Below are 22,173 nucleotides of genomic sequence, written 5' to 3'. Positions count from 1 at the left end.
CGGACCTGATCCGTTTCATACGGGCGCGGGCCGAGCCTTTGAATTCCTTAACGAAATCCCCTCGTGGCCCCCGCCGTTCGACCAGGGCGGAGTGCCGGCCGGAAAAGGCGAAAAAGGGACGGTTCCATCACGAAAAATAACCTAATGAAATATTTATGAAATAATCGGTGATCGAATCCCCTGCAATTCAGGGCTTCAGGGCTTCCAGCCCTTCACGAAATGTCGGGAAAAAAAATTCGTATCCGAGCGATTTAAGACGCTCGTTTCTCACCCTTTTGTTCTCTCCGTAGAAAGAACGTGCCATCGGCGTGAGATCGGCCGAATCGAAATCCACCTCGGGCGGCAGGTCGAAACCGCCGATCCGGGCCGCGAAGGCGACCACGTCCTGCGGCGGCGCGGGCTCGTCGTCGGTGACGTTGACGATGGCGTTCTCGCAACGCGCTGTCAGCAGCCGCAGCGCCCCGGCAATGTCGGCGACATGGATGCGGTTGAACACCTGGCCCGGCTTCACCAGCCGGCGCGCCTTGCCCGCGCGCAGGTTCTCGAAGGCGTTGCGCCCCGGCCCGTAGATGCCCGACAGGCGCAGGATGGACAGCGGCGTGCCGCGCCGGCGCGCCAGAAGCAGCCAGTCGGCTTCGGCCTCGACCCGCTGGCGCGAGCGCGTCGAGACGGGGCGCAGCGTCGCCGTCTCGTCCACCCAGGCGCCGTCGTGATCGCCATAGACACCGACGGTGGAAAGATACCCGATCCAGCGCAGGCGCGGCATCCGCGCGCCGATCGTCTCGCCATGATGGCGCAGCACCGGATCGCCCGCCTCGCCGGGCGCGACCGAAACGAGAAGATGCGTGGTCTCGGCCAGCGCCTCGTCGATCCCCTCGCCCGGCCGCGTGCCGTCGAACAGGAAGGGCGACAGGCCGCGTGCCGCGAAGCTCTTCGCCTTCTCCGCCGAGCGCGTGGTGACGCCGCTGATCTCGTCCTCCGGCAGCTCGCGCACGAAGCGGTCGGCGCTGTAGCCGCAGCCGAACACGAAAAGGCGCGTCGGCTCGGGGCCGAGCGGGCGGGGCGTCGGGATCGGGGGCATCAGGCCGGGCTCCTTTGGCAGATCGTGGTCGTCTCGTTCGGGTTGGCTTCGAGGGGGCGCGTCTCGGGACCGGCGGCCCATTCCTCGCGCACCGTGGCGTCCCCCTCCCCCGCCAGCCTCTCGGCGCGCAGAACCGTGAAGCGCGCCGCATCGAGCCGGGCCAGAGCCCAGACCGCCATGGCGCGCACCAGCGGCGCGGGGTCGGCGAGATGGCGCTCCACGAGGGGCAGGAAGCTCGTGTCGCCGCTGTTGCCGGCGGCGATCAGGCAGTTCGACACGAACTTGTCGCGCCCGACGCGCTTCACCGGCGAGCCGGAAAACAGCGCCCGGAAGGCCGCGTCGTCGAGCTGGAGGAGATCGGCGAGCGCCGGCGCCTTCAGGTCCTCGCGCGCCTGGAGCTTGGCCTCGGAGGCTTCCTGCGCGAACTTGTTCCAGGGGCAGACCGCCAGACAATCGTCGCAGCCATAGATGCGATTGCCCATGGCCTCGCGGAACTCGCGCGGGATCGGGCGGCGCGTTTCGATCGTCAGGTACGAGATGCAGCGCCGCGCATCCAGGCGATAGGGCTCGGGGAAGGCCGCCGTCGGACAGGCGTCCTGACAGGCGCGGCAGGAGCCGCAGAGGTCGCGCCCCGCCCGGTCGGGCGCGAGCGGGATCGTGGTCGCGATCGAGCCCAGAAACAGCCAGGAGCCGAAGGCGCGCGACACGAGATTGGTGTGCTTGCCCTGCCAGCCGAGCCCGGCCGCCTCGCCGAGCGGCTTTTCCATGAGCGGCGCGGTGTCCACGAAGACCTTGGCGTCGTGCAGGCGCCCGTCGGCGCGCGTGCCAGCCCGCGCCACCAGCCGGCCGGCGAGTTCCTTCAGCTTGCCCTTGATGACGTCGTGATAATCGCGGTGGCGCGCATAGACCGAGATCGCGCCCCGGTCGGGCCGGCCCATGAGCGCCAGCGGGTCCTCGTCCGGCCCGTAATTCAGGCCGAGCACGATCACCGCCTCGGCCTCGGGCCAGAGCGCGTCCACTGAGCGGCGGCGCTCGGCGGTTTCGGGCAGCCAGCCCATCGTGCCGTGGAATCCGTCGGCGATGAAGGCGTCGAGCCGCGCTCCGCTCAGGCCCTGTTCGCGCGCGGACGCGACGCCGAGCGCGGAAAAGCCGAGACGGCGCGCGTCCTCGTCCAGAAAGCGCCTCAGCGCGGAAAGGGAAAGCGGATCGGCCATGGGGGGCATATAGGCCATCCGGCCGCCAAAGGGCAGCGCCGCAGGGCCGCGCTCCGTGTCTCGGCAGCGGATGTCGCCGCTCGATCGGCCTCGTTGCCCGATGGAGCAGAAAGAGGTTCCTAGAAATCCAGCTCGGGATAATGCGCCGCCGGGGGCAGGCCGCGCACGCGCTCGGCGAGGAACGGCCGGAAGGCCGGGCGCGACTTCATGCGCATGTACCAGTCTTTCGCGGCCGGCTCCTCGTCCCAGGCGACCTCGCCAAGATAGTCGAGGATGGACACGGCCGAGGCGGCCGCGAGATCGGCATAGGAGAGTTTGGGGCCCGACAGCCAGTTCCGGCTTTCGGCGAGCCAGCCGATATAGCGCATGTGGTTCTTCAGATTGGCGCGCGCGGCGCGGATCGCCGAGGCGTCGGGCGAGCCGCCGCCCTCGTTGGCGCGCATCTCGAGCTTGAACACGCGCTCGCGAACGAGATAGCGCGTCACTTCCGAATCCATCTTGCCGAGAAACCATTCGGTGAGGCGGCGGATCTCGGCGCGCTCGGCCGGCTTCTCGGCCAGAAGGCGCCGCTCGCGCTGGAAGGCGCCGCGCGTCTCGTCGAGATATTCGGCCGCCACCATGCCGCCGACGATCGGCAGGCCGTTGTCCTCCACCAGGACCGGCACGGTCGCCGCCGGGTTCAGCGCCAGGAATTCCGGTCGTCGCTCCCAGGGGCGCTCGTCCATCAGTTCCGCGCGCTCGCCGTACTCGCCCAGAATCAGCCGCACGAAGCGGGAAGCGGCGGACATGGGATGATGATGGAGGGTCAACATGAAAGGCGAAGAACTCGATGCTTCCGGGCGGATCGGACCCAATGGACGAACGGCGCAGCCGCGACAGACCATTCTAAGGCCCAAAACATTGGCGGATCGTGAAGAGAAGCGCGATCCACGGCTGCGCGGTCACATAATCGAATCGTTCGAATGCGCAAGACGGGTGAGCGCGGTCATGCCGCCGAAAGCTTCGCAAGGCATAGTGGAGCGTCGGCTAGGGCCTCGTTCGGGGCTGCACCGCTTTGGGCCGCCGCACTCCGGGTCATCGCCCTTCAGGACGTTTCATGGACACTATCCAAATCTTCGAAGCCTTGGTTCTCGGCCTGATCGAGGGTCTGACCGAGTTCATCCCGGTTTCCTCTACGGGCCACCTCCTTCTCGCCAGCGAGTTGATGGGCTTCAAGTCCACCGCCAACACGTTCGAAGTGCTGATCCAGCTCGGCGCCGTGCTCGCCGTCCTGTCGGTCTATTTCGGCAAGCTCTGGCATCTGGCCGTGACGCTGCCCTCCTCGCCCCGCTCGCGCCATTTCATTCTCGGCATTCTCGTCGCCTTCCTGCCGGCGGCGGTGATCGGCGCGCTCGCGCACGACTTCATCAAGGGCGTCCTGTTCGAAACGCCGATGGTGATCTGCGTGGCGCTGCTCGTCGGCGGCGTCGCCCTTCTCGTCATCGACCGCATTCCGCGCGAGCCGCGCTACACCGACATCGAATCCTATCCGCTCTCGCTCTGCCTGAAGATCGGCTTCTTCCAGTGCCTCGCCATGATCCCCGGCACGTCGCGCTCGGGCTCGACGATCGCCGGCGCCCTCTTGCTCGGCACCGACAAGCGCTCGGCGGCCGAGTTCTCCTTCTTTCTCGCCATGCCCACCATGGCCGGCGCCTTCGCCTTCGATCTCCTGAAGAACTACAAGTCGCTGAACGCCGACGACGCGGTGACGATCACGATCGGCTTCGTGATGGCCTTCTTCTCCGCCCTCGTGGTGGTCCGCTCGCTCCTCAGCTTCGTCTCCCGCTACGGCTTCGCCCCGTTCGCGTGGTGGCGGATCGTCGTCGGCTCGATCGGCATCGGCGTGCTTCTGGCCTTGCGCTGACCGGAGCGCATCAAAATGAGACAATTAAAAATGGAGGGCTCGCGCCCTCCTTTTTCACATTCAAAACCCGCCGAACGTTCAGGGCTTGGCGACGCCCCGGTCGCCCGGCAGCGATGTGTCTTCGGCCGGGCGGTCGTCATGGGGCTGCGGCTTGGAGAACTGGCCCTGCGGCCGGAAGCGGACGAGATAGGTCGGCAGAACGGATTCCAGCGTGCGCGGGGCGAGGCCGAAGGCCTGGAAGGTGCGCCCTTCGCGAATGGCGGCCTCGGACACGACATTGTCGTTCTGGAGCTGCTCGACCTGATCGGGCGTCAGCGGCGCGCCCGGCAGCTTGCCGAGGAGATTGGCGAGCGAGGCGGCCGTGCCGAAGGAAATGTCGACGAAGCGACGGCGGCGCTCCACGACGCGCAGCATCTCTTCCATCATCTCGCGGAAGGTGAGGACGCTGGGGCCGCCGAGCTCGTAGACGCGCCCGCCCGCGACCTTGCCTTCCACCGCGTCGGCGACGGCGAGCGCCACGTCGTTGACGAAGACGGGCTGGAAGCGCGTCTTGCCGCCGCCGATCAGCGGCAGGACCGGCGACAGGCGCGCCATGTTGGCGAAGCGGTTGAAGAACTGATCCTCCATGCCGAAGACGAGGGAGGGACGCAGCACCACGGCGTCCGGCCGGGCGGCGAAGACGCGCGCCTCGCCTTCGGCCTTGGTGCGCGCATATTCGGAGCGCGACTGCGGATCGGCGCCGATCGCCGACATCTGCACCATGCCGATGCCCCGCTTGGCCGCGCCCTCGGCGATCAGCCCCGCGCCCTCGGCCTGCAGCTGCGTGAAGTTCTGCTTGCCGGCCTCGGCCAGGATGCCGACGAGATTGACCACATGGTCGGCCTCGTCCATCGCGCGGTCAATCGACCAGGGATAACGCAGGTTCGCCTGCACGGCCTGGATCTGGCCGAGCGTGCCGGCGATCTGCAGGTGATAGGCGAGATCGGGCCGGCGGCAGGCGACGCGGATGCGATGGCCGCGCTTGGCGAGGGCATGGACGACGTAGCGGCCGAGGAAGCCCGATCCCCCGAACACCGTGATCTGCTTCTTCGTATCGACTGCCATGACCTCATCGCCTCGTAAAAGGGGGCCCGCAAGCTCGAACCCGGCGCCCCGCCCATCTGTCGCGCATTGCTTTAGCGGCAATGCATGAATCGGAAAAGAAGCCGCGTCGCAAAAGCCTTTCGCCGCCACCCCGCCAACCCTGATTCGCCCCGGCCCGCCCCGCTCCTCGGCCATCCGGCCAGCCCAGCGCTCGCGCCAACGAAAGTCCGCCGCGCCGCCGCCGCCTCATCAAGACCAGAAGATTCAATGACTTAACAGATCGAACCTGCCTTCCCCCATCGTCCACCGCCCCTTCTTTCGCCCGAGTTTCACATTTCCGACGTGAACGCGATTGACACGGCCGAGCCGCCCCCGTATTGAACCGCTCGTGCCCAGGTGGCGGAATTGGTAGACGCGCACGGTTCAGGTCCGTGTGCCGCGAGGCGTGAAGGTTCGAGTCCTTTCCTGGGCACCAATCCTCTCTTAAGCTGTTGAGCTGGTGAGGTTTTCCGCAAAAACAGAGACTTAGTGCCGCCCGAGTGATACACACGGGTGATACACAATGGTCCTGTGCATGGCGCGTCCGTTCAAGCATCCCAAGACTGGCATGTACTGGCTGCGGCGACGCGTGCCTGCCGATCTCATTCCGATAATCGGCAAGCGCGAAGAACTGCTTAGCCTGAAGACGAAGGATGCCGGCGAGGCGAAGCGGCTGCACGCGATGGCCCTTGCCGAGATCGATGCCCGCTGGGCGACGCTGCGGGCGGGGACCACCAAGCTCACCGAGCGCGAGGCAGCTGAGATCGCCCGCGACCTCTTCGATCGATGGATCGAGCTGCATCGGGACGAACCCAGCCAGCAGACCCGCTGGCGGACGGATCTATTCGAAAACCTCTGGCGTCCGCCCACCGCTGATGAGCTCTCCCATCCCCTCGGCGAGATCGATGTCGATGGCGTGAAACGGCGCGAGATGGAGGCCCTGGCGTTCGAAGGTGCCGATACGCTGCTGCAGGGTCGAGGGCTCATCACCGATGGCGAGAGCCGAGGGAAGCTGGCGAGGGCCGTCGCCCTGGTTCTGCAAAGGGCCAGTCTTGCCCTTGCCGCGCAGGCACGCGGCGAACCGGGGGTGACGTTCGTCTCGTCCGAACGAACGGCTCTCCCCATGACGTCTGCGCCCGCCCTGCCGAAGAGCGCGCTGAGCTTCGACGACGCCCTGAAGCTTTGGGTTCTGGAGCGCAGGCCCCGGGAAAAGACGCAATACGAATGGCGGCGCATCATGAACGAGTTCGCCACCTTCGTCGGCCACCGTGAGGCCGGCCGCCTGACGCCGGACGACTTCATCCGGTGGAAGCAGTCCCTTCTGGAAGCTGGCCGTTCCACGAAGACCATCCGCGATGCCAAGCTCGCCCCGATCCGGGCCATTCTGCAAATCGCAGTCGAGAACCGAAAGCTTGACGGCAATCCTGCCGAGAAGGTGACGGTGACGGTGAAGAAGGTCGCGGCCGACGCGCGGCGCGACTTCACCGAGGAGGAGGCCGTGACCGTGCTCAAGGCTTCGCTTTCGGAACGAAAACCGGTTCTGCGGTGGGTGCCGTGGCTGTGCGCCTATTCCGGTGCCCGTGTTTCGGAGGTCTGCCAGTTGCGTCGCGAGGACGTTTTTCAGCACGAAGGCATCTGGGTGATGAGATTTTCCGCCGAAGCGGGAGACCTCAAGACCGCCAGTTCGGAACGTACTGTTCCCGTTCATTCCGCTCTGCTGGAGAACGGCTTCCTGGTTTTCGTGCAGACGACGAAGTCGGGCCCGCTGTTCGTGGACCTGCCGCCCGATACCTTCGGTCGACGTGGGGGCAATGGCTTGAAGGTCATCGGACGCTGGGTTCGAAGCCTTGGTCTGAAAGATCCGCGTCTGGCTCCCAATCATTCGTGGCGCCACCGCTTCAAGACCATGGGCCGGCGCTATGATCTGCGTCTCGACATCGTTGATGCCATGGTCGGACATGCGCCGAACAAGGTGGGAGACCGATATGGCGCTCACCCGGTTTCAGCCATGCGCCGGGAAATGGAGAAGATCCCAAGTTTGATCCTCGAACGAAGCTAGGGCTCTGAAGCGCCTGCGAGAATCAGTCCGCAACGGTCGATCGCAGATGCAGGGGTTTATTCGCGGCCCCGGCCGATCAGCCTGTCCGCCACGGTCTCGATCTCCTCGCGCCAGGCGAGCCGGTCCAGCCAGCGCGCGGGGATGGCGGAGGCGCCATGGAGGGCGCCGGCGATCTGGCCGGTGACGGCACCGACCGTGTCGGCGTCCTCGCCGAGGTTGACGGCGAGGATCAGCGCCTCCTCGAAGCTTTGCGTGCGGGCCGTCGCCCAGAGGGCGGCCTCCAGCGTATGGACGACGTAGCCGGAGGAGCGGATCGCATCCCGGTCCTTCGTTCGCCAGTCGCCGGCGGCGATGGCGGCGATTGTGGAGTCGCCCGGCCAGGAGGCGGCGCGCAGCGGATCGGGCTCGCCGAGAATGGCACTCCGCAGGAAGCGGGCGAAGACCACGCAGGCTTCGACCGCCTGGGGCGCGCGGTGGGTCGTGCGGCTCTGCTCGGCCGCGAGGCGGTCGGCGAGGTCGGCATCGTCGAGCGCGAAGAGAACGGCCGGCGCGAGGCGCATCAGGCTGCCGTTGCCGGCCTCGCGCGGGTCGGTGGAGCCGGCGAAGGGATCGCCCATCGCCTCGAAGCGCGCGAGGGCCCGGGCCGTTGCCGCGCCGATGTCGAAGCAGGTGCTGGTGCAAGAATAGCGCCCCTCGCGCCACCAGGACACGAAGCGGGTCATGAGGTCGCTTGGATCGAAGCCGTCGCGGGCGAGAAGGCTGTGGCCAAGAGCCAGAGCCATGGCGGTGTCGTCGGTCCACTGGCCGGGCGAAAGGGCGAAGGGGCCGCCGCCGGTGATCTCGGTCTGCAGGGGCAGGCTGTCGCGCGCTGAGAACTCCAGCGTGGTGCCGAGCGCGTCGCCGACAGCAAGCCCAAGCAGCGCGCCCCTGGCTCGGTCGCCTACGGTACAGCTCAGCGGTGCTCCAATCGTCATGGCCCCTCTCCTTCAACCCAGCGGCCGCGTCCCCTTGTCGTAGAGGTAGACGGTAACGGCAAAAGGCCAGTTCTTATCGGCCTGCAGCACAGCGTCGCGAACGGTCGTATCCACGCTGTCGAGGGCATGGAAATAGCTGGGATCGCCCGCCGCGTGATCGTAGTCGAACCAGGGCATGCCGTCAGGCCGCTTGGCGCAGTCATGAGACGAGGGCTCGAACACGGCGTCGCATTCGGGCGTGGCGCGGTCGGTGCGGTGGTCGACGATGTTGCCGATCATGCCGGGATCCTCCGTCAGAAGCCAGTGCGGGCTTTCTGTGCGGCGCCGGCCGCCGCGTTCAGGAGGGTGACGAGATCGAACCCCGAAGCGATCGCGCCGTTGAAGGCCATGTTGAGGACATGGACGGCCGGGCCATCGAAAACGGAAGCGAGCGCGACGTCCTGCGGCCCGTCCACCAGCCGGAAGTGGAAAGCCCATTCCTGCTGCTGACGCGTCAGGGGATCGGTGCCGGTCAAGCGCAGGACGAAGTTGCGCTCGTCGACCGGCTCGAAGGTCTGGGTCACGTCCGGAAAGGCGTCGAGGAACTCCGCAAGACTGAGGCCGAAGGGGGTGACGACAGGCCCGCCGACGATCGGCCGGTTCATGATCTCGGCGGAAGGCTCACCGTTCGGAAAAATGCCGCGCATGCGCATCTCGGCAATGCGCGTTGCGATGTCGGGACCGAAAGCGGCCTTGTAGCCGGTGATCCCGAGGGTGACGACGGCGGCGATCAGCAGCGCGCCTTTCCAGGACTGAAGGAACTGAGCGTCCAATTCGGACTCCTCTACGGATGACGATGGGAATGGTCAGGTGGCGACCGTTGAGCTGGCGGGCGGCAAGGCGCAGCTCGCCCTCCGAACCGGAGCGGCGTGAGATCTGGCGGAGGGCACTTGGCGGTTGGGCGGAGGCGGAGTCGTCAGTCGGCGTCCGACTTGTCCGCCTGATCCAGCGGATGCCAGCTGGTCAGCGGCAGCGGCCGGCGTGGCGGGCCGCCCTTGTCGAGGGTCGTCGTTCCCGCCCAGGTCCTGCCGTCGCCGTCGCGGGCGGTGACGCGCCAGCTGATGGTGAAGTCGGCATCGAAGGCGAGCTCGAAGGAGCCGACGAGCGCGCCGGTTCCGTCGGCGATCCTCTCGATGGTCCTGGTCGACGACTGCATCTGCGTCAGGTCGCCGAAACCAAGCGTCCAGCCGGAGCGGGTGACCGTCACGCCGTGAAGATCGTCACCCGTCCGGTTGACGAGGTAGGCCGGACAACGGTTGCGGACCTGATGCTCGCCGATCAGGATGGAGACCGCGGCATCGGACGGAACGGCGGCAGCATCGGACGGGGCGGCGATGACCTCCGCCCACCGATCGACAGCACAAGTGGCAATCTCGAAGGGGACGTCCGCGACGGTGGGCTCGAAGGGCGGGCCGTCGCCGATCGCGTCGGTGGTGCCGACGACGAGGCGAGCCCGGCTCTGCCGGCACATGGCGAGCGCAGCTTCCAGCGCCGGCCGTTCGTCGGAGGATGCAAGCGGCTCGGCTTCGATGAACGCGGCCAGGACGGTGTGGAAGTCCGGGAGGATCAGATCCGAGACGGCCTCGCGCTGACGGGCGAGATCGACGTCGTCGTGCCCACCGGCCGTCCGGAGGTAGACGACCATCGAGCGCGACCGCGACCAGGCTTTCCGATCCTCCTCCTCCGGGTCTGGCAGCGAGACGATGCGCGGGTTGGCGGAACTGTAGGGCGAGAAGCGCTCGGCCTCACCGATGGCCTTCGTGGTGGCGACCAGAAGCACGGCGTTCTCCACCTGCGCTGCCTTGCGGGCGCGGCCGAAGGCGGGGCGCGCCTTGCCGCCCGTCTCCTCCTCGGTGAACTCGGCGACGAGCGCCCCGTCCTCGTCCTCGATCCAACGCGTGACCTCGCGGCGTTGAACGGCAAGCTCGGCTTCGGCTTGTGTCGGATCGGGGTTGCGGCGGAAGTAGGCGACCACCTTCATCGAGGCCTCACGCGGGAGAAGGAAGCGGATCGCGACCTGCTCGGTCCACGCTCCGGCGCCCGTGCCTGGCTGAAGGTGCGGTCGCGAGATGTATTCCCGTCAGCCTCCGAGAAATTGCCCCCGAACTGCACGGTGTTCCTCGACGACGGGCGCACTGTCACCCGAATGCCGCAGCGACGCGCCCCCTCGTGTTGCCGATGGCGCGGACGATGAGGCCGAACTCCTTCTCCAGCCGGTCCCGGTGCGCCTTCCAGGCCGGGTCGTCGCGCTGCGCGGCGTCGAAGCCGAAGACGAGGAGGCGCGGGACGAGATCGATGCGGGGCGAGCGGCCGGCGGCGACGAGCTCGGCGACAGTCGGCGAAAGCGATGATGCGGCCGGTGCATCGGAGGCGGCAGACCGGACGCGCTGGCGCATCGCGTCGATGCGCAGCAGCCCTACGCAGACGGCGAGATAGCTCTGCGCCAGAGCCTCGGCGTGGTGCGAGAGGGTCTTGCGGTAGCGCTGCATCTGGTCGGCTACGGGCGGAGCGCGATCGGCGCGAGCCCGAAGCTCGGCATTGGTGAAGTGTTTGGCCTCGTGGAACACGATGCTGAAGCCGATGTCGTCCTTCGCAAGAACAGCGACGTCGAGCCGGTCGACACGCCGGCCTGCTGCGGAAGATGATAATGAGAAAGACGGCTCATCCTCCAACATGCTGCTGGCGCCGCCGGCTTCGCTGGCCGCCTCCATGGCAAGGGCGATCTCGACGTCGACGACGTTGGGGCTCGCCATCAGGAGCGGATGAAGGCCGGACTTCTCAGGTCCGGCGAGGCTCGCCGCCGCCCGCACGATCTCCTTGAGCGTCGCCGGCCCCTCGTAGCGCGTCCACAGGACCTGGGCGGGATCCAGGGCGAACGCGCCGTCCGCCTCCAGCCCGGCATAGCTCTGCCGCTGGCGGACGAGGTACTTCACGTGAGTCTTCGGCACGAGCCGGCCTTGGCGCAGCTCGATCAGGAACACCGAGGCGCCGCGATGATAGACGTTGAGATAGTTGCGGCGCACGGCGACGAAGAGGTCGGGGTGGAGGAGGACGTCCCGCCACCAGCCAGCCTCGTCGGTGGCCTTCTCCAAGGCGTCGAGGAACGCGGCATCGAGCCCGCGTGTGAGCAGGGTCGTCATGCCGCGGCGCTCCACCAGACGCCGTCCTCCTGCAGCGCTACGTTGTCGAAGTGCTCGGGGAAGCGCTCCGGCTGGAAGGTGTGGATCGGCACCAGCATCCTCGGCGCAACGGCTGCGGCCAGACGCTGCAGATCGCCGATCGCGGCATGGCCAGAGGTATGGGCGTGCTCCAGCGGGATCGAGCGCGAGACGAGCTCGGCCTGAAGGGCGATGCCGCGTTCCTGCTTCAGGTACCCGTCCCACTGCGACCAGACGGCCCGTGCCCCTTCGAGGCAGTCCGCCCGATCGAGGTCGCGCAGCATCGCCGGCCGGAACAGGAGCGCTGCCTTTGGAGCGATGGCCTTCAGGTCTTCCGGGAAGAGGCGCCGTGCCGATCGGTGTGCCTCCAGAAGGTCGAAGCGCTCCGTCTGCTTGATGCGCACACGCTGGTAGTACGGGACGAAGAGGGCGACGTTCGGCCAGTCGGATTGCGGGATGTTCGGGTTGCCGGTCGCGCGCAGAATCTCGGCGGCGTAGAGGTCGATCACCAAGGTGCTGCCGGTGCGCTTGGCCGCCCGGTAGAGCGAGACCATGCGGTCGATGTTCTGGGCCGAGGCCGCCACCAACGCCATGCCCTCGCTGCGCCTGAAGATGTCGACGAACCGCGCCTCGACCTCTGCCTCGGTCGGAAAGCGCTGCTCGGCATCGAGCCGACCGAAGGAGGAGCCCTCCATCAGCATGACGTCGATGCTGCGAGGCGGGTTCGCCACCATCCGCTCGAACAAGGCGGCCTTCCGGCCATGGGCGCGGATGTCGCCAGAGTAGAACAGGCGCCGGCCGCCCGCCTCGACCTCCAGCGCGTAGGCGTCGAAGGCGGAGTGGTCGACGAGATGCGGCGTGACGGTGAACGGGCCGAAGTGCAGCGGGGTGCCGGACGCGAACTCCACCGGCCGCAGCGGCACCCACGGCTTCGGCACGAAGGGAGCAGCGGCCCGCAGGATGCGGTGTGTGGCGCTTCCGAGCGCGACGGGTAGGTCTGGACCCGCCAGACGCGCCAGCCCCCAGTGATCGACGTGGCCGTGGGAGAGCACCAGCCCCAGGAGATCGCCGCCACCAGCCAGCCCCTTGATCGCCGGCCGCACACTCTCATCGTCGGGATCGCCGTCCAGCGGCAGGCCGAGATCGAGCAACAGGCGCTGCCCGTCCGCCTCCAACTCGATGCACGTGCCCCCGATCTCCCTCGTGCCTCGGTGGATACGAATGCGCATACGATTGCCGCCTCGACTTCAATTTTTGTCATTGAAGGCAAAGCAAGCTTCGCCAATCGCATCGATTGACGAAGGAAGGTTCGTGGTCAAGGCCCGAGTACGAAGTGACGCTTCGACTCATGTCTTCTGCCCTCAAAATCGCTGTCGGTTCTCAAGTTCGCGCCGCGCGCAAACGCGCTGCCCTGACTCAGGAAGCGTTGGCCGATGCGGTTGGTCGCACGTCGGAAAGTATCTCCAACATCGAGCGAGGAGTGCAGCTTCCGAGCATTGAAACCCTTGCCGACCTCGGACGTGTCCTTGGCATTCCGATCGCCGAGTTCTTCGAGTCCGTGGAGCAGACACCGCGATCAGCGCGGCGGCAACGTCTCGACGCCGCTTGGCGCGAGCTTGGTCGGGCATTGGCGGAGGCGAACCTCAAGATCGCCATTCTACAGACTCGCGTCCTCTTATCAGCTCAAGAGGGGCGCCTTGAGGACGGCAACGATCTCTAAACGCTACATTGGGGCCGGTAGCAGACTGTCCGGTTTGGCGACGGAAGTTGCGATAAGCTGCCATCTCGTAGCCTCCAGTCATTGCAGGACCGATTCCGAACATTGTTCGAGCAGGTTCTCAACCACCCGACACTCCCAAGTGAGTTGGGAAAAACGCGATCAGCACACCGTCCAGCCTTGACGAGTCCGAAATGACTCACCATCCTCACATAGCTTAAGTGAGGAACGTGAGTTGCGGCATCTTGTCATAGATCTATCTGGCGGCCGAGCCGTCCTTTCGGGATCCATCGCAGGACGCAAGCTGCTGAGTGCTTTGATCGCGTCGACGCGCTCGGTGGAGACACCGACACCTGCCTTCCTTGACTTCGACGAAGTCGAGGTCGCGACCGCCTCCTTCTTGCGGGAGGCCGTGATCGGGTTCCGCGACTACGCCCGACAATCCCTGCCGAACGTCTACCCAGTTGTCGCCAACCTTCTCCCGGCCGTCGCCGAGGAGCTGGACTTCTTCGTTCGCGCCCGCGGTGATGCGCTCTGGAGCTGCGAGCTTGACGGCAATGACTGCGTCGTCAGCGCCCGGCTAATCGGCGAACTCGATCCCGCTCAGCGCTCTACCTTTGAGGCGGTGGTCAAGCTCGGCGCCGTCACCGCCCCCGAACTCACTGTTCGCTTCGCCAGCCAGGGCATCGGGCCGACGGCCTGGAACAACCGGCTGTCGGCGTTAGCGACTAAGGGCCTGCTTGTCGAACGCAAGCAGGGCAAAGCCAAATCCTTCAGTCCGCTTCTGGAGATCGCCTAATGGGCCTCGACTACATCCGCGCGCAGACCGGCAAACCCTGGCGCAAGCGCTGGAACGGCGGCCTCGATCGCCTGAAGGCGCCGACGCTTCTCGATCTCACCATGTCCGAGGCCTCCCGCACCGTCACCGTCGAGCTGACCGCCAACTCTCGCATCAGGGCGGGCGACTCGCTGATCGTCCAGAGCGCGCCCGATGGCCTCACCGTCAGCGACGGGCTGCGTGCGATCGGTCGGGTGGCTAACCCCTCGCCCGAGCTGACCGCGGCTGTTCGGGACGGCGGTGGCTACGCCGAAGGCCTGCTCCAGCGTGTGGGGCTGTTCGGCGACACCGCGGAGATTAGTGTAAGATGAGTCGCCGACCGTCCCATGAGCCCTCGCGCCATTTCCCGCAGCCGCAACGGCTCTGGGACGACGCTGCGCGCCACGCCCTCTCACTTGGCTGCCCGACCTGCCTCGAACGCGACCGGTGCGGCGGCGTCCACACCGCCGCCGGTGTCGTCGACTGCCGCGACTTCTGCTCCTGCCAAGACAAGACCAAGTGTGACATGGTCTGCCGGTTCAATCCGCGCGCATTCGTGGCCCGGACGCAAGAGGTCGGAGGTCTCGGTTTCGACACGGCACCGCGCGCCGCGGCGAACGGCGTGCCTAACCTGCCGGCGGTCGTACCCTTCGTCGATCACCGCTATGGGCGCGAGGCGATCCTCGACGAGCCGGCTGTCGCGATCTCGCTCTATGAGCTCGTCAATCTCGCAACCGGCAATCCGCACGTCGCATCCCGTGCCGAGCTCGCGGCGCGCTTCCTGATCCCCGTAGACGCAACGATCATCGTGTCCGGCGTCGACAAGGACGGGCTGATCGAGCGCTGGTGGGAGCTTAAGGACCGCCCTTCCATCCTAGCCGCCTTGCAGGCGCTCGGCATCGCGCTCGTCACAACGCCCAACTACAGCGTCCTAACGGACGTGCCGCGCACCGACAATCTCCATGCCATGAAACGCATCCTGCTGGTCTGGACGGAGATGGCGAGGGTGGGTCTTCCGGCCGCGCTGCATGTGAACGGCCGCACCCAGCATGACTACGCCCGATGGACTGAACTCATCGGCGACCGCCCCGAGATCGAGATCCTCGCGTTCGAGTTCGCGACCGGCTGCGGTCGGGGCGAGCGGATCAACTGGCACGTCGCCCAGCTTTGCGCGCTCGCCGATCGCGTCGGCCGCCCGCTCGCGCTCGTCATCCGAGGCGGTGGGCGCAAGCTCGATATGCTGCGCCGGCACTTCTCGAACGTCACCCTGGTTGAGACCGACGCCTTCTCGCGGACCATTCGGCGGCGGCGGGCCTATCTGACCGAATCGGATCGCTTGAAATGGGCGAAGTTCCCCACTCCCGTGGGCGCGCCCATCGACGATCTCCTCGCTCACAACGTTGCGCTGGTGCGCGCGTCCTACGACACCTCTGCCCGAACCGCGTTGCGGCTACGGCCGCCGACCCGGCGTGTTCGGCGCACAGCGCACCGAGATAGTGAGACCGTCCAGCCAAGCCTTCTGCGCCAACTCCACCTGCCCGGTGAGGCTTGGGGCGTCGCCCCAGAGCCGCAAGGCGTAGTCACCGCTTCGAAAGCGTAGTTCGGCTGCGTCATGGGTGAGTGCGCGAAACAATTGACCAATGCCGTAGCCGTGACCCAAGCTTCGCGCATGCCGCGACGCGCCGTCGGACGCGGCGACCCGCAGTGCCGTTCCAGAGTCCGACAGCCCAGCAAACTTCGGATTCTCGCGCAGGCTGGCCAGGACGCCGCGACCCGCGTCCGCGACGACGAACTCGAAGGCGCCGTCGCTCGCGGCATAAGCCACAATGCCGCTCTCCGGTCGGCCGCTATGCGCCAAAACATTGTCCAGCAGCTCGCCGAGGGCACCCATCAGCCCCGCAGCCGATCCACGCGCCAGTCCTGCCGCGACGGACGCGTTCTCAGCATGCTTAGCCCACTGATCCCAGACGAGAGATTCGGGACCACCATCAGAGTCGTAGCGCGAGAGCGGGAATACGCCCGCTCGATCGCGGGCGCCAGCGCCGCTGACCGCCCCTTCCCGAAGCGCGCGGGTGATCTGAAGAAATACCGGCGGCTCGACCGTCACGCCGGTATAGGCGTCGGACAAGACAGACATCGCCATCGCCAATTCGACCAGCGGCCCGATCCGGCCCGAACGGCCAAGCGTAACGATCCCGAGCGTCGGCAATCGTCCGGCCACAGCCTGCCACAGGAGGTCGTCAGTTGTCTCGAAACTTGCACTAATCCGCTGCGCGTCCCGCTTCACTCCGCCCTCCACCTTTGTCTCGGGCACGTCCAGCCCGGCTGCCTGCCCACCAGCACCCCACGTAGGCCGAGTTCTCGTGACGGTTGCAGTGTCGCCGACTTCAGCATTAGACACCATCCGGTTCTGTGCGCTTCTCCCATGGAGACAAGCCATTAGCTCGATCCGCTCCATCGACTTGAGATTGGTCGACGACCTTGTGAATTTCGTCCGCGGTCCGGGCTTCGTGTTGGATTTTTCCGACAGCAGCTTCGCAGACTTCTTTGCCTTTGAGCTCAAGGTGAATATCGACGATCCAAAATACTCGGCGAAAGGCGGATCGAAGGGAAAACGCCTCCGCTATTTCCTCCAGACCTGCGATGACGCGACCGCCGTTCGTGCCCTAGAAGCGCTCTGGGAATATCGCAGCGAGTATTTCGCCCGCTCCAGCGACGGGGATCCGGTCGCCAACGCCGAGACACGCTACCAAGGCCTGATCAGCCGCCTCTCTCGCGGTGCTACGCCACAGCGTCCCTCTGCCCCCCCACAGCCGACAACCGTCGACCGCGCGGCGATCGCCAAGATCAAAGCCGACCTGCTACAGGTCACGGCGCGGGCACCGCACGCACGCGGCTATGCGTTCGAAGGCTTTCTCAAAGGCCTCTTCGATGCCTTCGGCCTGGCCGCACAGGAGCCCTTCCGTCTGCGCGGCGAGCAGATCGACGGCAGCTTTCAACTCGGAAGTGATATCTACCTCCTCGAAGCCAAATGGCACGGTCAGCCCATCGGCGTCGCCGAATTGCACACCTTCCACGGCAAGATCGAGCAGAAGGCCGCCTGGACCCGCGGCCTCTTTGTCAGCAATAGCGGCTTCACCGAGGACGGCCTCGCCGCCTTCGGACGCGGCAAGCGCGTCATCTGCATGGATGGTCTCGACCTTTACGAAATGCTCGACCGCGAAGTCCCACTCAATCAGGTTCTCGAACGTAAAGTCCGCCGCGCCGCTGAAACCGGCGCGCCGTTCATCCGCGTCCGCGACCTCTTTCCTCTGTGACCGGGAGGAAAAAGAGTGGCGCAGTTCAATAATTGGTGCATTTCGGTCGATCAACCCGTGGGAAACCATCATCGTCGAGTGATGACGGGCCAAGCCGGAAACCTCGCCGTCGGCATCCAAGCGACGGCGGCTATCGTACCCGCGCACTATGCGTCGGAGGAACAGATGGCGCGCGCGCTCGCCCGGCTCGGCAAGCCCATGGCCGCCGCGCTGATCGAGGGCAAGCTGCCGACGACCAAGCAAATCCGGTCGGGCGATCTTGGCGAGATTTACGCGACCGAATGGATCGACGCGCATAGCGGCGGCTACCGTGCGCCGATCAAGCGGTTGCGCTGGAAGGACCATCGCAACATGGCGATGCGCGGCGACGACGTGATCGGTATCCTCCAGGACGCCCAGTCGCAGCGCCTGCATTTCCTTAAAACCGAGGCGAAGAGCCGCGCCGCGCTTACCGCCCAGGTTCTGACCGACGCGCGTGCCGGCCTCGACAAGGACGGCGGGTTGCCCTCGGCGCACGCCCTGTCCTTCATCTCCGCCCGCTTGCTCGAGCTCCACAACCTGCCGCTGGCCGATGCGATCGACGACGCTTTGCTCAAACACGGCATCCCTCCGCAGAACGTCAAGCATCTGCTTTTCACATTCTCCGGGAACGCGCCCGACGCGTTGCTGACCACCTCCCTTCAGGCCTATCCCGGCTCCATCAACCAATGGGGCATCGGACTGCGCGTGGAGGGGCACGCCGCCTTCATTGGCGCGGTTTATGATCGAGTGATCGCCAATGCCAACAACCCCTGAAGCGATCGCGGCCGACATCGCAGAAGCTGCGACCGCCGGCTTTCGGGGGCGGCTGATCGCACGCGGCCAGGCCCGCGCGATCATCTGGCGCGACGGCGCCCTCCCGGCCGACGCACCCGCCTTCGCTCCCCAGCTCAGCTACGATCTCCATTCCTACGCTTATGCCTTACTGGGCCTCGGCCTGCGCCTTCGCGATCTCGGCGGCGACGCTGCCCACGCGCGGACCGCCTTCGAGCAGGCGGCAACCGCGCTTGAGGCCGTAATGGCCAAAGGCGACCGCCAGGAGGTCGATCGCGACTTCCATTTCGTCATGGCCGCTGCGGCCTATCATCTCGCCCATCTGTCGGCGCGCGCCTATTCGCTGCTCGCCATCGTCGAGACCGAAGAGAACTTTTCGCCTGTCGAGCGGGCCTTGGCGCAGTTGATGCGCCGCAGTTTCGGCGCCCTGCGCTCCAGTGTCCTCGACTATCGCGCGTCCGGCCAGGGCAGCGACGCACGGATCGCCGCGGACATCCAGGCCAAACTCGATCAGGCCAGAGCCGCCGCCGCGCCCGAGTACGGCAACGACTTCCTTTTCGACGGCCTCGATATAGCGCTCACCGACGCCTTCATGGCCGCCATGTCGCTTTTCCTGCTCGCTCTGGAACGCGGCGAACGGCCGTTGGTCGACCAGGCGCTGGAACGGCTTCGCACCAACCTCGCGATTTGCAGCGAGATGAACATGCTGCCGCAATGGTGGGCACATCGCGTCGCGATCCACCTTCTCACGGACCTCTGGTCGAGCACTTTCCACGAGAGGATTCCGCTTCAGCCCGCCGGCGGGGCCGCGGCCGACTGGCTGCCGCTGCGCGAGCTGTTCATTGCCCTGCTGCAGCGTCGTCCAAAGGCGGAGATCGACCTTTGGCCGTCGCAGACCGAGGCGGCCGCTCGGACCGCAGACCAGTCCGACGACCTAGTGGTGTCGCTTCCGACAAGTGCTGGCAAGACCCGTATCGCCGAACTCTGCATCCTGCGCTGCCTCGCCGGCGGCAAGCGGGTGGTCTTCGTCACCCCGCTGCGCGCGCTGTCGGCACAGACCGAAACCACGTTGCAGCGAACTTTCGGCCCACTCGGCAAGACCATCTCAGCCCTATATGGCAGCATCGGTGTCAGCGGCTTCGACGAAGACGCGATCCGCGAGCGCAACATAGTGGTTGCGACGCCCGAGAAGCTCGACTTTGCCCTGCGCAACGATCCCTCGCTTCTCAACGATGTCGGCCTGCTGGTCTTCGACGAAGGCCATATGATCGGCCCCAACGAGCGCGAAGTCCGTTACGAGGTGCAGATCCAACGGCTTCTTCGCCGCCCGGACGCGCAGGAGCGACGGATCGTCTGTCTTTCGGCGATCCTGCCCAATGGCGACCAGCTCGACGACTTTGCCGCTTGGCTTCGCCGCGATCATCCGGGAGGGCTGATCAAGAACGACTGGCGACCGACCCGACTGCGCTTCGGCGAAGTGGTGTGGACGTCGCCCACTGCGCGGCTCAACCTGCGGGTCGGCGACGAGCGGCCCTGGGTTCAGCGCTTCCTCACCGGCGCGGCCCCGCCGAACTGGACCCCACCGAAGCGTCGCCGCACGCGCCTCTTCCCCGACAACCAGCGCGAACTCTGCATTGCAACGGCTTGGCGGCTCGTGGATGATGGTCAGACGGTTCTGATCTTTTGCCCCGAGCGGCGCGGCGTCGAGCCGTTCGCCGATGTTATTGGCGATTTGCATGAACGCGGCGCCCTGCGTTCACTGTTTGAAGCCGACCCCAACCGTCTAAACACGGCGATCGCACTCGGCGAGGAATGGCTGGGCGCCGACAGCGCCATCTTGACGTGCCTGCGCCTCGGCGTCGCGCTTCACCACGGCGCGCTGCCCACGGCCTATAGAAAGGAGGTCGAGCGCCTGCTGCGCGAGAATGTCCTCAAGGTCACGATCTCGTCGCCGACCTTGGCGCAGGGCCTCAATCTTTCGGCCACTGCCGTCGTCATGTTTTCACTTCACCGGGCTGGCGAGCGCATCGAGATCAGCGAGTTCAAGAACGTCATCGGTCGTGCTGGCCGCGCCTATGTCGATGTCGAGGGTATCGTTCTCTTTCCGATGTTCGACGAGATCGCCAAGAAACGACGCAACTGGGAAGCCCTTATTACCGACCTCGGCGCGCGCGAGATGGAAAGTGGCCTCGTGCGGCTGGTCGCGATGCTGTTGATGCGGATGCGCGCGCGCATCGGCGGCGATCTCAATCAGCTCGTCGAGTATGTCGTCAACAATGCGGCCGCCTGGACCTTCCCCGAAGTCGCCAACGAAAAACCCAAGGATCGTGAGCGCGCTTTCGGCGATTGGGAACGGCACGTCGCAACGCTCGACACGGCGATCCTCAGCCTCATTGGGGAGAACGACATCCCCGACGAAGACATTGAGGCCGCGCTCGACGACATCCTTCAATCCTCTTTGTGGCACCGTCGCCTGCAGCGCCAGGACGCGCTTACCCAGCAGGTGCTCAAGGCAGGTCTCGTTTCGCGAAGCCGGCTGATCTGGAGTCAGTCGACAGCCGCCCAGCGCCGCGGCTATTTCCTGGCCGGGGTTGGATTGACGACTGGCCACGCGCTCGACGCCATCGCCGCTGACGCCAATCTGCTTCTCATCCAGGCCAACGGCGCGATCCTCGCAGGCGACGCCGAGGCGGCGATCGCCGCGATCACCGGCCTCGCCGAGCGGGTCTTCGCCTTTTATCCTTTCACTCCCGATCCCTTGCCGGCGAACTGGCGCGACATCCTGCGTGCATGGCTGCTTGGCCAACCGCTTGCGGCGCTGGGCGCCGCTCAGGCCTCGGAGACCTTGCAATTCGTCGAGGGCGGCCTCGTCTATCGGCTGCCTTGGGCGATGGAGGCGATCCGCGTCCGCGCCGCTGCCAACGGCGACAAGGTAGGGGTGTTCGACCTCGCTCTAGAGGATCATGAACTCGGCCTCGCGGTCCCCGCGGTCGAAACGGGCACGCTCAATCGCTCGGCTTCGATCCTTATACAGGCCGGCTTCAATTCGCGGCTCGCCGCTATCAAAGCAGTTACCGATACGGCGGCGACGTTCACGACCGGCCGAGAATTGCGGCAGTGGCTTAATTCCGAGGCCGTCGTCGCTTGGAGTGCGTTGCCCGACTGGCCCACGGTGGAAACGAAGCAGATTTGGGTGGAGTTCGTCCATAGTTTCACACCGGCCGAGAAGCGCACTTGGGCCGATCGGCGCTACTCGGCGAATGTAACGTGGCTCGGCGCGCCCCCTCCGCCCGGCACTGCAGTCCAGATTCACGACTGGGCGGGTCAGCCAAAAGTGCTTTCAATCGACAGCGTTCCGCTTGGCACTTTAGAGGCTGCGATCAATCCGGAGCGAGCTGGATTGCTCCGTGCACAGGTGGCGCAGGAAATCAGTAGGATCGATATCAGCTATCTTGGGCCGGACGACCTTTCGGCTGCGTGAGCTACTTATCAGCTGTCAGCACCCCGTGTGCCGTATGAACTCGGATGGGCCCACAATGTCTGCTTTCGGGGCAGCGAAACCCTACCACTTATGACCGGGATGGGCGCGGAGCGGAAGTCATTTCCTATGTCGTTGAAGGGCGGAAAGCCGTCAGTCCGCGATCAGCTGAGCAGGTAACGAAAGCGGTCGTAGCTGGACGCGTTGAAGGCAGCGGGTTGCGAGCGCACCTTTTCCGAACACGCATCGGGAGCGGCTGCAGAGCGGCGGGGACTCTTGGAGGTGCTGAGCCACTGGCACGCGGGCGACACGCTTGTTGTGTGGCGACTGAATAGAAAATTGGCAGCGCTTTTGCGACAACATCTCCCGATTTCCCGGTTATGCACGCCGAACACCGATCGCGTGCTGGACTGCGCCGCCGAACGCGCAATCTTCTTCACCTAAGCCGACATCGGGCAGGATATCCGAGACGAGTTCGACA

General features: G+C 65.9%; 20 protein-coding genes and 1 tRNA gene. 11 read left to right on the top strand and 10 right to left on the bottom strand.

What is annotated here, in order from left to right; genetic code table 11:
* Positions 1-187: 187 nt before the first annotated feature.
* From B146_RS0103440 to B146_RS0103430, 3 genes are all read right to left on the bottom strand, one after another.
* On the bottom strand, positions 188-1,081 hold the full coding sequence (locus B146_RS0103440) for an SDR family oxidoreductase (protein ID WP_019995019.1): 894 nt from the start codon (positions 1,079-1,081) through the stop codon (positions 188-190).
* Positions 1,081-2,313 carry a tRNA epoxyqueuosine(34) reductase QueG gene (gene queG, locus B146_RS0103435; protein WP_019995018.1) on the bottom strand — a complete coding sequence of 411 codons (1,233 nt, stop codon included), beginning with the start codon at positions 2,311-2,313 and terminating at the stop codon, positions 1,081-1,083. Before queG ends, B146_RS0103440 begins: the two co-directional genes overlap by 1 nt.
* 101 nt (positions 2,314-2,414) lie before the next feature.
* Positions 2,415-3,107: a glutathione S-transferase family protein gene (locus tag B146_RS0103430; RefSeq protein WP_019995017.1), complete on the bottom strand. Its 693-nt coding sequence runs from the start codon at positions 3,105-3,107 to the stop codon at positions 2,415-2,417.
* A gap of 284 nt (positions 3,108-3,391) precedes the next feature.
* Between B146_RS0103430 and B146_RS0103425 the strand changes: the two genes are divergently transcribed.
* A complete protein-coding gene (locus tag B146_RS0103425) occupies positions 3,392-4,198 on the top strand; it encodes an undecaprenyl-diphosphate phosphatase (RefSeq protein ID WP_019995016.1) in 807 nt (268 codons plus the stop codon).
* 78 nt (positions 4,199-4,276) lie between these two features.
* Here B146_RS0103425 and B146_RS24925 read toward each other — a convergent pair whose 3' ends face one another.
* Complete coding sequence (locus B146_RS24925; RefSeq protein ID WP_019995015.1) at positions 4,277-5,302, bottom strand: complex I NDUFA9 subunit family protein; 1,026 nt, start codon at positions 5,300-5,302, stop codon at positions 4,277-4,279.
* A gap of 369 nt (positions 5,303-5,671) precedes the next feature.
* Between B146_RS24925 and B146_RS0103415 the strand changes: the two genes are divergently transcribed.
* Positions 5,672-5,756, top strand: a tRNA-Leu gene (locus B146_RS0103415).
* A 99-nt stretch (positions 5,757-5,855) separates the two neighbouring features.
* Positions 5,856-7,379 (top strand): site-specific integrase, encoded by a 1,524-nt coding sequence (locus B146_RS0103410; protein WP_040408120.1) that lies wholly within the window; start codon positions 5,856-5,858, stop codon positions 7,377-7,379.
* A gap of 56 nt (positions 7,380-7,435) precedes the next feature.
* On the opposite strand, the gene B146_RS0103405 is transcribed toward B146_RS0103410, so the two are convergent.
* The 6 genes from B146_RS0103405 to B146_RS0103380 form a co-directional block, all read right to left on the bottom strand.
* Positions 7,436-8,353 (bottom strand): ADP-ribosylglycohydrolase family protein, encoded by a 918-nt coding sequence (locus tag B146_RS0103405; RefSeq protein ID WP_019995013.1) that lies wholly within the window; start codon positions 8,351-8,353, stop codon positions 7,436-7,438.
* Positions 8,354-8,365: 12 nt separating this feature from the next.
* Positions 8,366-8,632, bottom strand: coding sequence for a hypothetical protein (locus tag B146_RS0103400; RefSeq protein WP_019995012.1), 267 nt, complete (start codon positions 8,630-8,632; stop codon positions 8,366-8,368).
* Positions 8,633-8,646: 14 nt separating this feature from the next.
* Positions 8,647-9,165, bottom strand: coding sequence for a hypothetical protein (locus tag B146_RS0103395; RefSeq protein ID WP_019995011.1), 519 nt, complete (start codon positions 9,163-9,165; stop codon positions 8,647-8,649).
* Positions 9,166-9,308: 143 nt separating this feature from the next.
* Positions 9,309-10,373 carry a recombinase family protein gene (locus B146_RS0103390; protein WP_019995010.1) on the bottom strand — a complete coding sequence of 355 codons (1,065 nt, stop codon included), beginning with the start codon at positions 10,371-10,373 and terminating at the stop codon, positions 9,309-9,311.
* Positions 10,374-10,530: 157 nt separating this feature from the next.
* Positions 10,531-11,532 carry a hypothetical protein gene (locus B146_RS0103385; protein ID WP_026358285.1) on the bottom strand — a complete coding sequence of 334 codons (1,002 nt, stop codon included), beginning with the start codon at positions 11,530-11,532 and terminating at the stop codon, positions 10,531-10,533.
* Positions 11,529-12,779 carry an MBL fold metallo-hydrolase gene (locus B146_RS0103380; RefSeq protein ID WP_026358284.1) on the bottom strand — a complete coding sequence of 417 codons (1,251 nt, stop codon included), beginning with the start codon at positions 12,777-12,779 and terminating at the stop codon, positions 11,529-11,531. Before B146_RS0103380 ends, B146_RS0103385 begins: the two co-directional genes overlap by 4 nt.
* 119 nt (positions 12,780-12,898) lie before the next feature.
* Here B146_RS0103380 and B146_RS24920 point away from each other — a divergent pair, with 119 nt between their 5' ends.
* The 8 genes from B146_RS24920 to B146_RS28210 all read left to right on the top strand — a co-directional run bounded on the left by B146_RS24920 (position 12,899) and on the right by B146_RS28210 (position 22,136).
* On the top strand, positions 12,899-13,270 hold the full coding sequence (locus B146_RS24920) for a helix-turn-helix domain-containing protein (protein WP_019995007.1): 372 nt from the start codon (positions 12,899-12,901) through the stop codon (positions 13,268-13,270).
* Between the two features lie 232 nt (positions 13,271-13,502).
* On the top strand, positions 13,503-14,066 hold the full coding sequence (locus B146_RS0103370) for a hypothetical protein (protein ID WP_081630891.1): 564 nt from the start codon (positions 13,503-13,505) through the stop codon (positions 14,064-14,066).
* On the top strand, positions 14,066-14,416 hold the full coding sequence (locus B146_RS0103365) for a hypothetical protein (protein ID WP_019995005.1): 351 nt from the start codon (positions 14,066-14,068) through the stop codon (positions 14,414-14,416). Before B146_RS0103370 ends, B146_RS0103365 begins: the two co-directional genes overlap by 1 nt.
* Positions 14,413-15,684 (top strand): hypothetical protein, encoded by a 1,272-nt coding sequence (locus tag B146_RS0103360; RefSeq protein ID WP_155897337.1) that lies wholly within the window; start codon positions 14,413-14,415, stop codon positions 15,682-15,684. Before B146_RS0103365 ends, B146_RS0103360 begins: the two co-directional genes overlap by 4 nt.
* A gap of 868 nt (positions 15,685-16,552) precedes the next feature.
* Positions 16,553-17,401 carry a restriction endonuclease gene (locus B146_RS0103350; protein WP_019995003.1) on the top strand — a complete coding sequence of 283 codons (849 nt, stop codon included), beginning with the start codon at positions 16,553-16,555 and terminating at the stop codon, positions 17,399-17,401.
* A gap of 15 nt (positions 17,402-17,416) precedes the next feature.
* Positions 17,417-18,196, top strand: a complete 780-nt coding sequence (locus B146_RS0103345; protein WP_026358281.1) for a Hachiman antiphage defense system protein HamA — start codon at positions 17,417-17,419, stop codon at positions 18,194-18,196.
* On the top strand, positions 18,180-21,695 hold the full coding sequence (locus B146_RS0103340) for a DEAD/DEAH box helicase (RefSeq protein ID WP_019995001.1): 3,516 nt from the start codon (positions 18,180-18,182) through the stop codon (positions 21,693-21,695). The genes B146_RS0103345 and B146_RS0103340 overlap by 17 nt, the downstream gene beginning before the upstream one ends.
* Positions 21,696-21,896: 201 nt before the next feature.
* Positions 21,897-22,136 (top strand): recombinase family protein, encoded by a 240-nt coding sequence (locus tag B146_RS28210; protein WP_244498123.1) that lies wholly within the window; start codon positions 21,897-21,899, stop codon positions 22,134-22,136.
* The last annotated feature ends 37 nt before the right edge of the window (positions 22,137-22,173 follow it).

The sequence above is a fragment of the Aureimonas ureilytica DSM 18598 = NBRC 106430 genome, assembly GCF_000382705.1.
GTDB lineage: Bacteria > Pseudomonadota > Alphaproteobacteria > Rhizobiales > Rhizobiaceae > Aureimonas > Aureimonas ureilytica.
Note: the sequence above shows the minus strand (reverse complement) of the source record. Positions and strands in the feature narration are given on the sequence as shown.